The sequence below is a fragment of the Kitasatospora sp. NPDC022856 genome, from assembly GCF_055561235.1.
In genome coordinates this window covers 1-11,747 of record NZ_JBVHHE010000042.1, presented here as the reverse complement: position 1 = coordinate 11,747, position 11,747 = coordinate 1, and the positions used below count along the sequence as shown (strand labels likewise).

Below are 11,747 nucleotides of genomic sequence, written 5' to 3'. Positions count from 1 at the left end.
GCGGAGCGGGCCCGTCTGGCGTCACGGCAGCGCCGGCGGCGCAGCGCGGCGGTGCGCGCGGGAGTATGGAGGGGTGAGCGCTGCCAGCCCCCGTTACCGGGCCGAGGACGTAGTCGAGGAGATCGCCTGGCCGGGTCGGCGCCTGCTCGTGGTGGCCGTGGGGGGGAGGCGTACCTGGTGCGGCGGCTCGACGCGCCGGCACCCGAGCGGCCGGACGTGGAGCCGCGGGAGAGCGCGTGGGTCCACGCCGGGTGCGAGGCGGCCACCCGCCCGGTCGGGCTCCCCGATGACCGGCCCGGCCCGGGGGAGCTCGGCTGAGGGGAAGCCCCCGAGGCTGACACGGGCCCGCTTCAAAGGGCGGATACCGACCTGGGACGAAGCCTCACGGCCGGGCGTGGCCGCCTCAGGCCGCCCGGGGAGTCGGCCCGGCGAATGCTCCGGTACTCCGGTGCGTGCGGCTCCGGCCGGTCATAAGGTGGTCATGCCAACCGTAGGGGAGTCGGAGGGAGCCGCACCGTCGCCATGTTCGAGTACGAGGACGCCTTCACCGTCACCGCCCGCGACAGTGCCGCCGGGCCGGTCCTGGAGTGCTGCGGCGAGCTGGACTTCGATGAGACTCCCGTGCTGACCAGGGCCCTGCACCGCGCCCTCGCGGCGCGGCCGGTGCCGTCGATGGTGCTGGTCGACCTGGGCGCTGTGACGTTCATTGACTCCAGCGGCCTCAACGTCCTGCTGCGCGCTCGCATCGAGGCCTCCCAGCAGGGCACCGTGGTCCATCTGGCCCGTCCCTCCCACACGGTGGCTCGCATGCTGGAGATCACCGGCGCCGACAAGGTCCTCCCCGTCGACCAGGACGTGCCCCCGGCCGCCCTCGCCGACTGACCGGCAAGCGGGTCGGCCAGGGGCCGGTCGTCTCATCTGTTCCACCGGGACCGCCCCTGGCGGGCCGGCCTCGGCAGTCCTGCCGCTCGGCGGACCTGTCCCGCCGCGGCGAGCTTCAGCGGACGTGGTTGATGAACGCGCGGGAGCCGTCGTGGAAGTCGATGGTGGCTCCGTGTCCGACGGCGGGCGGGGTGGGCCGGGCGGAGTAGAGGTCCACGGAGGCGATCTCGCCCGGGTCCTGGGCGAGCAACTGCGCGACGAGGGCCCGCTCCACGGTGGCGACGTCGTTCGTCAGCGCCGGAATCTCCATGGCCGGCGGCTTCTCGCCCAGGACCGGTGCCCGCTCGTCGCTCTCGGGGCCCCAGGTCTCGCCCGGGGCGCTCATGAGGGCGACCTGCCAGCGGGAGGTGCGGCCGCCAGCTTCGATGACGACGCCGAAAGGGTGGCGGGTGTGGCCGGCGTCGGCGAAGGTCTTCGCGGCTGCGCCGGGCAGGGCGGCCGCGGCGTCGAGGAGGAGCTGCTGGACGCGGGCAGGGCGCATGGGGGTGTCCTTCGGTGGGGGTGGCGTCACGCTACCGACCGCGGCCGCCGGGGGGTGCCGGGCGCCGGTGTAGCTGACGTTTGATCACTCCGGCAGCTTATCGAACAATAGTTCTATGACTTCCGCTGTGCCGTTCTCCCGCCCCGTCCGCTCGCCCGAGCGGCCGGGTGACGCCGAACGGGCACCGCGCGAGCTGATGTCCCTGCCGGGCTTCTACCGGGACGAGCGGCGCTGGCGCCTGGTGGAGATCCGCCTGGGCGGGCGCTGGCGGCCGGGGATGCTCACCGTGTGGCGCCGCCCGCCCGGCAGCGCGGTGTGGGTCGTCCACGTCACCTGGGGCCCGGAAGGCACCGGCCCCGGCGAGGAGGCCTGGGGCTGGTTCCTCTTCGACCGGGACCGGATCCGCCCGCTGCCCGAACCCACCGACCCAGCCCCCACCACCGCCCCCTGTTTCGGCACCTGGCGCGACGCGGTGCGCGTGCCGGGCGAGCTCACCGGCCCAGCTGGCACTCACCCCTCGGAACGCTGCTGGCGCCTGGCCTGGCTCCGCGCCGACAACACGTGGCGCTCCGTCCTGGTCACCGCCCGCCGCCGCCCCGCTCCCCAGATGCCCTGGATCGCCCACGCCCGCTGGGGGGAGGACAAACAGGCCGCCTGGGTCATCGCCGACGGCACCGCCCTACGCCCCCTCGCCCAGGACGACCAGCCCGCCCAAGCCGACACCGACGTCGCGTCCGCGCCCGCCGGAGCGGCGGCCCCGTTCACCCCGGCCACCCCGATCACCCCGGGGGAGTGCGCGTGAGCCTGGCCGCCGCCCCTCTTCCGGAGCTCGCCGCGGACCGACGTGAACGGCTCGCCGACCTCCTCGACGCCACCTCCCCCGAGACCCGCGCCCGCCAGGCCCAGGCCACCGTCCTGCCCGTCCTCGAACCACTGCGCCGCCTGCTGCCGCACGGCGGCCTGGCCAAGGGCACCGTCACCGAGGCCACCGACATGAGCCTGCTCCTGGCTCTCGCCGCCGGCCCCGCCACCACCGACCGCTACGCCTGGACCGCCGCCGTCGGCCTGCCCGACCTCGGCCTCGCCGCGGCCGCCGGCTACGGCCTCGACCTGAAGCGCCTCCTGGTCGCCGACTTCCCCGGCGACCATTACGCCGAGGTGGTCACCGCGCTCGCCGCCGCCTGCCCCGTCGTCCTCGCCGTGGCCCCCACCGGCCTGGCGCCCCGCGCCCTGGAACGCCTCGCCGCGCAGCTGCGCCGCACCGGAACTGTGCTGCTCACCCCCGGCCCCTGGCCGGGCGCGCAGCTGCGCCTGGATGTGAGCTCCCGGCGGTGGTCCGGGCTGGGGGAGGGGCACGGGCAGCTGACGGGCCGGCGAGCGCGGGTAACGGTGTCGGGGCGAGGCTCGGCGGCGCGGTCGCGGGGTGCGGAGCTGTGGCTGCCGGACCGGGCCGGTGCCGTCCGCGCGGTTGAGGAGAGCGCCTTCGGCGTCGGGCGGCCTGAGGGCACCGCGGCCGTCGCGATGGCGTAGCCGGCGGAGGCTGCTCGCTACACGCCCCTTGAGGGTGGGCGGTCAGCGCGGCAGGCGCCGGGCGCTGGTCGCGGGTCGCAGGGCTGGGTGTGCGGTGGCCGGGCGCGCGATGTTCGAGGGCCGAGCCGCCGTGGGCGGTCTCGAGGTGGTGGCGTGGCTCAGCTGGCGAAGCCGGCCCGGGGGTGGATGACAGAGCGGGCTAAAAGCGGGCGAAGGCAAGCAAAGTCCGCGTAGGCGTGAGGGGTGATCAGATCCGTGTCCTGCGCCGCTGCTATCTACCGCTGATGACTGATCCTTTTCGTTCATTCAGTCAGATTCGGGCTCCGCTTAACCGATATGACGGCGAACGGGATTAATGACCAGCGCGGCTACCACGGTGCGTGTCCTGCCCGCTACTCTCGCGGTTTGCGGGCCCCGGCAGCCGGTCCTCGAAAACATGCAGCCGGGGCGCCGCTACCCATCGCTACGTCGTTCGAGGAGGACACATGTCCCCACTCCGCAGCAAGTCCGGCAGCATCAAGGCGCTACCGGACGGCGGGTCCGACCGTAACATCCCGCGGTCGGCGGGTCTCCAAACCAGAGGCCGGCACTTGACCGTTGACCTGGTGGTGAACGTCCGGCTCACCGGCGCCAACGCGGCCCTCGGCGCACCCTTGCTGTTCGCGCCCACGCTCGACGGGGTGCCCCCGGCCCTGGCCCTGCTCGGCCTTCTGCCCTGGCTGAGCGGCTCCTACCTGCGGCTTGGCACCAGCGCCCGCCTGTGAACGGTCGGGTCGCCGTACCGGGCTTCCCCTGGTGCGGCGGCCCCTGCCTCCGTGTCGGCCGGAGCCGGCGGAGTGTTTCCCTCGCACCATCAGCGGGGGCCTTTACGACCCACCGATGCCCGCACACCCTCCCCATCCGAGGGAGTGGCTCGGGCGAGGAGACCCATCCGATGACGATGAACCTGATCTGCCAGCGGTGCAAGACGCCGTTCCAGCGCACCACCAAGCGCGGCCGTCCTCCGAAGTACTGCACCGAGGAATGCCGCCGCCAGGGCACCACCAGCCGCCGGAACAAGAAGCTGGCGAGCAAGCTGGTGGTGACCCGTGACGCGGCGGCGGTGGCTGTCGCCCGCTCGATCGCCGAACGAGGCGCCGAGATGGACCGGCTGGCCCGGATGCGGCAGCCACTGCGGGTCCTGGAGCAGATCACGCTGATCGAGCAGGATCTGGAGGACCTCAAGGCGTTCGCGGTCCGCCAGGCACGTCACCAGAAGCACTCCTGGGACGCGGTCGGCGGCACCTTGCACATGACCTCCAAGGCCGCCGGGCGGCGCTAGTCGAGGTCCTGCGCGCCGAACGGGCCTCGGGCCGACGGCACCCCGTCAACTTCGCGGAGTGCTACGCGGAACTCCTCGCCCGGCAGGGCCTGATCGACGAGCTGGGTGTCCTCGCAGCGGAGGACCACCGCTCAGCCCTCGACGTGTTCGCGAAGGCGCTGGAGGACGCGGGGCGGGCGGACGAGGCGGAGGCCGTACTACGCGACGGGATCGAGGCCCACGACCATCCGAAGGACCGGGCGGCGCTGATGCGCCTGCTCGTTCGCCAGGGGAGGGTCGACGAGGCCGTCGAGACCGGCCGGCCCACCTACGAGTACTACGACTGCTGGAACTTCCTTCAATGGGCGCTGGAACTGCTCGTCCAAGACGGCCGACCCGGTCGGGCACTCGAACTCCTGGACGCCCGCACCGATGAATACGTCAAGGAGCACCCGGACCAGGTCCGCTCCCTGAGGCTCTGGCTACTGGGCGAGGCCGGCCGCTACAAGGAGGGCATCGCGGAGGCCACCGCCCTCACCGAGCAAGAGCCGGGCGAGTGGGGCACCGCGCTCGCAGGGCTGCTGGAGTTGGACGGCCGGCTGGAGGAGGCCCTCGCACTGCTCCGCTCCTCCACCCACTACCTGGTTCACCACGATTTGCCCGACATGCTCATCAGGCACGGCCGCCCGGCCGAGGCTCTCGACTCCATCCCCACGATCGCCGAGAGCCGCGCCGCCGCCGAACGGCGGGAGCGGGAGGCGGCGGAGCGGCGAGAGCAGGACGGTCCCTGGTCCGCTACGGGCGGGTTCAACGTGGAGCCCCCGTTCTAGCCAGGGGTGGCGCGGTCAAGGTTCGGTGAGACTGGTCAAACTAAGGGCTGTCCGTAAAGGGTCTCGGGTGGCCTCGGACATGGCGGCTGCCGCGCGGCCCCCTCGGTTATCCGGCGAGGGCGAGATTGTGAATCCGGGCGATGCCGAGCATGGGATGGTGGACGCCGTCGCCCTTGAGACGGCAGTCGCGGAGGATCTTCCATGTCTTCATGCGGGCGAAGACGTGCTCCCCGCGGGCACGGACCTGCTTGTGAGATTTGTTGTGCTCCTGGTTCCAGTCGGGCAGGTCTTCGCCCTTGCGTCGGCGGTGGGGCATGACGAGCCCGGTGCCCGGGTAGCCGCCGTCGGCGATCGTTAGTGTCTTGCCGACGGCAGCCTTGGCGCCGGACTCCTCCCATGCCTTGCGTTTTCCGGCGAGCGGCCGGCCCAGGACGACGACCAGGGCGTGTGTCTGCGTCGATGACAACCTGGTGGTTGGTGGAGTACCGGTAGTTCTTGGACTGCTCGGCGATGGTGTGGTCGCGGGTGGGGACCAGGGTGCCGTCCACGATGAGCACGGTGCCCTTGGCGAACCGCTTGCGGGGCTGGAGAGCAAGCATCGGCCCGAGGTGGTCGATGACCCGGTCCGCCGCCGACTTGGACACCCCGAACAGCGGGGCGAGCTGGCGCATGGTCAGGTTCGTGCGCCGGTATGCGGCGACCAGCAGTGCCCGGTCCTCCAACGGCAGGCCCCACGGCCGTCCCTTGCGGACCGCGTCTGCACCCTCGCGCCGCAGAAGTGCCACCAGATTTCCGAGCTGCCGCGGGCTCAGCCCGGTGAACGGGACTATCCAGGACGGCTCGGACGCCGTGATCACACCAGCCACAGTGAGATCGTCTCAAAGATCGACGGCATGGCACGATGACCGGCATGTCAGGTCAGGTCTGGGTGTCACTCATATCGCTGGGCGGCGTTGTCCTCGGCGGCTCGTTGTCCTACCTCGTCCAGCACAGAACTCAACTCTCGGCGGAACGCGCTGAACAGCAACGGCAGCTGCTCGCCTTGTCGGAGGCCCGGCGCGGGGAACGGCTGGCGCTGCTGGAGCGGTTCGTCGAGGTGGGGGCCGAGGCCGAACGTTCCGCCTTCAGTCGGCCCTCCGAGTGGGAGGACACCGACGTCTGGTTCCTCACGACCCGGGACGTCATGAACAGGCTGTGGGTTGCGGAGCGGCTCATCCGCATCCAGTTCCCTCTGCCGGTGCACGACGCGGCCCGCGCGTACTTCCTCGACCTCAACCGGACGGTATGGGAAGGCTTGCCCGACGGTGAAAGCGTGCGGGACTACCTGGAGGACAACCGGCTGGCGTTTCTGGACGCGGCTCGCGCGGTCATGGGGTAGCGCACCGCCGTCCCCGGGAGATCTTTACGGGACAGCCCTTGGGCCGCTACTGAGCCGGCCCGGTCAGCGTTTCGATCGGCATCGGCCCGTACGGCCTGGGGTCCCAGGTCAGGTCGACCAGTTCCCTCGGGGGATCCCCGCCATCGAGCATCGCTTCGGCGTAGGCCTTCGCCTGCTGTATCCCAAGGACTGGGGCGTCCTTACGCAGGTGACGTATCGCGGCCAGGATCCCGTCGGCCTCCAGGACCGCACGGACGGCCGGAGCCAAGGGGTCCGGCCGATCCGGTGGCCTGATGCCTTTGATCCTCCAGAGGTAGTGCTTCTCCCAGCCGTCAACCAGCGTGAGGACAGGGATGTGGTGGATGCTTCCGTCCTCCCGGTCCACCAGATACGGACCGCCCCCGATCAGCATCTTCCGGCGGTCTCGTGTGCGGATGTACTCCAGCGACTGCCAGCTGACCAGCCAGCCGAACGGATGCTCCGTCACGCTGTCGACAGCGACGTCGGCTTCCCCGTGCCACGCCCTCGACAGCAGAGCTTCGACCAGCTCGACGGCGCGCTCCCTTGTGACCATGCCCCTCATCATTCACCAGAGTGCAACAGGGTTCCGATCCAGGCCAGCGCAGGTGCACACCGCCCGGATTGAGATCTCAAACGCGGTCTGAAGTCAGCAACGGCCGGAGGCCGCCACCCCCAGGGTGACGGCCTCCAAAGCCTTCTCGGGGCCCCGGCAGCCCAGGGGCGTCCCGTCATTGATCTCCGGCATGCTGGGGCGAGCCGGGTGTCGGGGCGGCGGCTCGACTACGCGGTCTGGTTGAGGGTGTGCAGGCGGGCGATGCCGAGCACGGCGTGGTGGGCAGTACAAGGAGGACCCGGTGGGGGCGTAGGAAGCGGCTCAGCAGGTCCTGAAAGTCCTGTTCGGCCAGGACTCCCACCACGACCCGTACCTGGAGCTGCTCCGCCTGGGCGCCGCGGGCGAGCACATCGACTCCGAGGTCGTGGTCACCCTGGTCGTGCCTGGCGGTCTTGTCACGGGCACTATCGTCCCGGCTGCGGTCTGGGAGGAGAAGTTCACCCGCGAGCTGGACGACTACGACCTGCGCCGAGCCGTCGGAGCGACCCGCGACCGGATCGAGGAGAACGGGGACAGAGGCCGACGCCTGCCGCCGGCCCCCCCGTTTCCTCCACCTGCGTGACGTCACCTACCGGGACGGCCGTACCGCCCACGCCCTGCCGACCTGGCGCGGCCCGGTTGCTGCGGTCAGCGGCTGGACCCTGGGTGCGCCTGAGAAGGGCTGACCGGCACCAGCCGATTGGGTTCCAGCGCTAGGAGGCCGCCAGCCGTGCCCGGGGTGCCACGGGCTACGCGCCGCATCTGGCTGTGGGCCTGCCGCTCGGCTGGGCCGGACTGTCCGTGGTCCCCCGGCCTGGGTCCTCTACACGCCGTGGAGCCTGCGCCTGGCGGTCCTCCTCCATCTCGCACGTCCGAACGGGCCAGTGTGCGGGTCCGGGTCGGTGGGCGGTGGCCGTGGGGGGAACACGTCGGTGGATGGCGAATCGAGCGGCGCGGAAGGACCGGCCACGGTGACCGACGACGAGAACGACCGGCGGCACGCCCGTCCGGCCGGGATGGATGATGCGACGGTGGAGGCGCTGGGGCTGCTGTCGCAGGCGTTGGAGACGACGCAGCGGGCGCGGGGCCGACTGTACGACTTCCACCAGCTGACCGGCGGCGCGGACAGGATGGTGGGTGAGGCGGTCCGGGCGCTGCGGGCGGCCGGCCACGCCGAGCAGGCCGACCTGGTGGAGCGTGAGGTGCAGGGCGCCGACGTGCTGCCGGGGATGTGGACCTTCCAGGTCGTGGAGGCCTACGACGACGGCTACCACCGCCGCTTCACCGAGGCGGAGCGCTCGGTGCGCCAGGCTCTGGCCGGCGGGCGGGACCATATCGCCGAGGCCGAGATGAAGCAGCGCCGCGAGACCCACTGACCGCCCGGGGGCCGTACCTGCCCCGGGTCCTGTGCCCGCCTCGCGCTGCGGGGCACCGGCCGGTCCGGCCTGCGCCGCGCCGCGCCGCGCCCGGACCGTCCGTGCGGGCGCCGTTTTTCGTCCGGGCCCGGGGTCGTTGGTCCCTCCGAGAGATCTTGGAGGGCAGTGCCGTGACCCGTTCGCACCTCAGCCAGAGCCCCCGCCCGTGGTGGGAGGGAGGCCCGGCGGTGCTGCCGCCGCCGGCGCTTCCGAAGCAGGCCCGCCGCACGGGGATTCCGGGACTTTCGGGGTGGGCGACGCCGGCCACGGCCGCGGGTATCGACCTCGGGATCGCCGACGGGCTGATGACCGCCTACCTGGCCGTACTGACCGCCGTCGCGCCGTCTTTCCTCGTTGGGCGGCATACGACAAGAAGATCGACGGATTCGGGCGATGACACGGTTGTCATCGCGCGGATCGGGGCGGTGCTGCGTGCCGGGGACGGCGGACAGGTTCGGGGGCGTGTGCGGACGCGGCGGCACCGGGCGGTGTGCCGGCCGGTGACCTGCCCGCCGGGGACGGCGCTGGCGGCCCGGGCACCGGGCGCCGGTGAGTGCGGACGTGCTGGACGTCCGGCAGGCGCCGCAGGGCCGGGTCGCGGGAGGGCGTCCAGGCCCTGGCGCGGCAGGCGCAGGACTGGAGTCGCCCGGCGACCGCGGACCTGCGGGAGTGCCGGCTGCTGCGAGGGCTGCAGCGGGTGCGCGCTCCCTGGTGCCCGGGCCGGGGCGCGTGCACGCCGAAAGGAGGCGCGCCGCCGCGCGGGCGCACCCATCTGCCCGTGCGGACGCCGGCCCCGCCGGAACGGCGCGGGGGAGTCCTTCTCCTCCAGGTCGACACCGCGGCGATCGGCCTGGTCCTGGTGCACGTCCTGCGGGGGCTGCTCCCGCTGGTCGCCCTCGGCATCGTTCTCCTGGTCGCCGCCATGGCCTTTCTCGCCGCATCCGCCTGCGGGGGCCGGCGCCCTCGCCGCCGACCCGCAGCTGCGCCGACCCGGGCGAGGTTCTGTGCCGTGTGCCGTGGGTTCGCCCGGCCGCACGGCGGCGTCGAACGGCCGCGTGGCGGGTCCGGTAGCGGGGTGGTGGTTCGGCGCCGGGGTGGGGTAAGCGTGGAGGCATGAAACAGCCCATACATGGGACCAATCGGACGCGGGTTCGGAATTGGCCACCTCGACGGAGCTGGCGGCCGAACTGCTGCGCAGACAGACCGCCGAGGCCTGCGCTCACCTGCGTGAGCAGGCCGCCCGCACGCGCGCCGGCCTGCCGCCCGATCCCCTGTCCCAGCCCCCTCCCCGCCGCGGCAGGGAGGAGGTGAGCGGCTGATCGGCCGCGGTACGTCGTCGACGCAGGCTCTCGCCCACCCGCTGGCCGAAGGGGGTCTGCGTGCTGTCCACCTGGCCGCTGTCGGCCCGAACGAGCAGCGCGGTTCCCCGAGCAGCTGCGCCTGGCGCTCGCCGAGCAGCGCACCTCCACCTCGCCGCTCGCCCGGGGCCTGGGCGCCTCCCTAACACGTGGACCGTGCCCGACAGCGACCTGGTGCTGGAGGGCCGGGACGCCGATCCGGGCCTGTTCGCGGTGCGGCGCCCGGACCGCCGCCTGGCGGCCTGCATCGCTGCGGCCGGCGACGGCTGCGGCAGGGGGACGTTCGTCGACGGGCGCCAGGTCGTCGACGCCGCCGACGGCGAACCCTGGCTCTCCCAGGACCCGCAGCACGCCCTCTCCCTGCTCCGGGCCGCCCCGGACCTGCGGACCACCTGACCCACCGACCGGTACCGGAGGAGCCGCTGTGCTGCGAGATCCCGGAGCCGGCGGCCCGCACCGTCCGCCAGGCCCACCTCGCGCGCCGAGAAGGCCGGCGGGGTGAAGACGGTACGTGCCACGGGCAATGGTGTGCGGCGCGCACCGCCCGCTGATCCTCCCAGAGCCCGCCAGCCACCCCGCCCCACCTGCCCGCTGCGCGTGCCTGGTCGCTCTGGCCCGCTCAGCTCGATGTGACTGAGCGCGATGGGGCGGGCCTCCAGGCCGAGTAGGTGCTGAGATTCGGCGGCGTCGGTGATCAGCCGCCGTGGAGCCCCCACTCGTCGAGACCGCCGTACACGTGGGCTTCAAGGCATTGTGGAGCGTCCAGGCCGACCGCTTCGCCTCGGTAGAGGGCGATGAGCGAGTCCTTGCCCCGCCACCACGTGTCCGTCACGCCCTGTACTTCCGGCACCGGCTCGAAGCCGACGAGGTTCAATGACTCGACGGCCTTCCCCTTGATCCTTGTCACGGTTTTGGCCCAGCGACCGGCATGCGCGGCGAGCGCCAAGGACTCCACCCATCCGTCTGTGCTGGCATGCAGCGGTGTCCAGCGGTAAGCATCGATCCCGAATGCGCCGCCGGAGTCAATCATGAAGCCGTAGGCCATTGACACCCGACAGCTTCCCGCCGGAAACAACCAGCCCTCAGCGGCCGAGCGCTCGGGACAGTCGGCGCTCAGGATGCGTGGACCGCCCTCGTAGAACGGGGCAGGCGGCAGCGCAAGACCGCCCCAACGGTCCTGGAAGGCCGCGGCCCGGTCGATCTCCGCAGCTGGGACCCCGTGCTCGATCCACCTCTCTCGGTACTGCCCGAGGCCCTGCCGAGGAACACGAATGCCGTCCACCTCGACGAACCTTCTGGCTCGGTCGGTCAGGCCAGCGGGCACGACCGGGATGGGCGATACGGGAGTGACGGCTGTCATGGCGCCGGAGTCTAGTGGCGGCTCCATCAGGGTCTCGCTCCGGGCCACTGCGGCCCTTCGCCCAACCCCCGGGCTGTCCCCCCGGCCCCCAGGGGCGTAGCCCGGTGCTCGCGCCGCGGCCGGGCAGCTCGGCGTTCCGGTGGGTGCGGGCGGCCGGGCCGGGCGGGTCGGCGGTGACCGGGCAGGCCGGTGCGGCGGGCAGTGCGGCTGGCCGGTGCGGCGGGCGGGGCCGGTCGGTGGCGGCCGGTGCCATCTGGGCCCGCACCACCGACACCGGCACCTACCAGCTCGCCGAGGGCGAGAAGATCACGCTCCAGATCCGCATCGGTGCCACCGGGGCGGTCACCCCCGGCCACTACGAGGCGACCGCGTCGGGCGGGTCCGACCTGCTCAGCGACGACACCGGCGAGTACGTCACCATGACACCGGCGGACCCCGGTGCCGAACCCACCCCTCCCGCCGGGCCCGCGTCGCCCGGCACCGGCGCCCGCACCCCGGCCTCCGCCGTGCCCAAGGGCGTCATCGGCACCGACACCTGCA

At 72.6% G+C, this 11,747-nt stretch carries 13 protein-coding genes and 2 pseudogenes; 11 read left to right on the top strand and 4 right to left on the bottom strand.

Annotated elements, in window-relative coordinates; translation table 11 throughout:
* The first annotated feature begins 522 nt into the window (after nucleotides 1-522).
* Nucleotides 523-882, top strand: a complete 360-nt coding sequence (locus tag ACZ34W_RS32760) for an STAS domain-containing protein (protein ID WP_465609317.1) — start codon at nucleotides 523-525, stop codon at nucleotides 880-882.
* Between the two features lie 115 nt (nucleotides 883-997).
* On the opposite strand, the gene ACZ34W_RS32755 is transcribed toward ACZ34W_RS32760, so the two are convergent.
* Nucleotides 998-1,423, bottom strand: coding sequence for a hypothetical protein (locus ACZ34W_RS32755; RefSeq protein ID WP_465609315.1), 426 nt, complete (start codon nucleotides 1,421-1,423; stop codon nucleotides 998-1,000).
* Between the two features lie 115 nt (nucleotides 1,424-1,538).
* Between ACZ34W_RS32755 and ACZ34W_RS32750 the strand changes: the two genes are divergently transcribed.
* From ACZ34W_RS32750 to ACZ34W_RS32730, 5 genes are all read left to right on the top strand, one after another.
* Nucleotides 1,539-2,225 carry a hypothetical protein gene (locus ACZ34W_RS32750; protein WP_465609313.1) on the top strand — a complete coding sequence of 229 codons (687 nt, stop codon included), beginning with the start codon at nucleotides 1,539-1,541 and terminating at the stop codon, nucleotides 2,223-2,225.
* A complete protein-coding gene (locus tag ACZ34W_RS32745) occupies nucleotides 2,222-2,953 on the top strand; it encodes a hypothetical protein (RefSeq protein WP_465609311.1) in 732 nt (243 codons plus the stop codon). Before ACZ34W_RS32750 ends, ACZ34W_RS32745 begins: the two co-directional genes overlap by 4 nt.
* A 590-nt stretch (nucleotides 2,954-3,543) precedes the next feature.
* Entirely contained in the window at nucleotides 3,544-3,717 is a 174-nt protein-coding gene (locus ACZ34W_RS32740; RefSeq protein ID WP_465609309.1) for a hypothetical protein, read from the top strand.
* Between the two features lie 170 nt (nucleotides 3,718-3,887).
* Complete coding sequence (locus ACZ34W_RS32735; protein WP_465609307.1) at nucleotides 3,888-4,274, top strand: hypothetical protein; 387 nt, start codon at nucleotides 3,888-3,890, stop codon at nucleotides 4,272-4,274.
* 143 nt (nucleotides 4,275-4,417) lie between these two features.
* Nucleotides 4,418-5,083 carry a tetratricopeptide repeat protein gene (locus tag ACZ34W_RS32730; RefSeq protein WP_465609305.1) on the top strand — a complete coding sequence of 222 codons (666 nt, stop codon included), beginning with the start codon at nucleotides 4,418-4,420 and terminating at the stop codon, nucleotides 5,081-5,083.
* A 106-nt stretch (nucleotides 5,084-5,189) separates the two neighbouring features.
* Here the strand turns inward: ACZ34W_RS32730 and ACZ34W_RS32725 are convergent.
* Nucleotides 5,190-5,949 (bottom strand): annotated as a pseudogene (locus tag ACZ34W_RS32725) (transposase).
* 35 nt (nucleotides 5,950-5,984) lie between these two features.
* On the opposite strand from ACZ34W_RS32725, the gene ACZ34W_RS32720 reads away from it, so the two are divergent.
* Nucleotides 5,985-6,461, top strand: a complete 477-nt coding sequence (locus tag ACZ34W_RS32720; protein ID WP_465609303.1) for a hypothetical protein — start codon at nucleotides 5,985-5,987, stop codon at nucleotides 6,459-6,461.
* Nucleotides 6,462-6,507: 46 nt separating this feature from the next.
* Here ACZ34W_RS32720 and ACZ34W_RS32715 read toward each other — a convergent pair whose 3' ends face one another.
* Nucleotides 6,508-7,035: a YrhB domain-containing protein gene (locus tag ACZ34W_RS32715; protein WP_465609301.1), complete on the bottom strand. Its 528-nt coding sequence runs from the start codon at nucleotides 7,033-7,035 to the stop codon at nucleotides 6,508-6,510.
* Between the two features lie 1,055 nt (nucleotides 7,036-8,090).
* Here ACZ34W_RS32715 and ACZ34W_RS32710 point away from each other — a divergent pair.
* The 3 genes from ACZ34W_RS32710 to ACZ34W_RS32700 all read left to right on the top strand — a co-directional run bounded on the left by ACZ34W_RS32710 (nucleotide 8,091) and on the right by ACZ34W_RS32700 (nucleotide 10,243).
* On the top strand, nucleotides 8,091-8,450 hold the full coding sequence (locus ACZ34W_RS32710) for a hypothetical protein (protein ID WP_465609394.1): 360 nt from the start codon (nucleotides 8,091-8,093) through the stop codon (nucleotides 8,448-8,450).
* A gap of 1,196 nt (nucleotides 8,451-9,646) precedes the next feature.
* The gene (locus ACZ34W_RS32705) at nucleotides 9,647-9,808 is read left to right on the top strand and encodes a hypothetical protein (RefSeq protein WP_465609299.1); all 162 of its coding nucleotides are present in this window, start codon (nucleotides 9,647-9,649) and stop codon (nucleotides 9,806-9,808) included.
* A 195-nt stretch (nucleotides 9,809-10,003) separates the two neighbouring features.
* Complete coding sequence (locus tag ACZ34W_RS32700) at nucleotides 10,004-10,243, top strand: hypothetical protein (protein WP_465609297.1); 240 nt, start codon at nucleotides 10,004-10,006, stop codon at nucleotides 10,241-10,243.
* 298 nt (nucleotides 10,244-10,541) lie between these two features.
* On the opposite strand, the gene ACZ34W_RS32695 is transcribed toward ACZ34W_RS32700, so the two are convergent.
* Entirely contained in the window at nucleotides 10,542-11,207 is a 666-nt protein-coding gene (locus tag ACZ34W_RS32695) for a hypothetical protein (RefSeq protein ID WP_465609295.1), read from the bottom strand.
* 236 nt (nucleotides 11,208-11,443) lie between these two features.
* Between ACZ34W_RS32695 and ACZ34W_RS32690 the strand changes: the two are divergent.
* A pseudogene (locus tag ACZ34W_RS32690) lies at nucleotides 11,444-11,747 on the top strand (hypothetical protein); the annotation flags it as partial.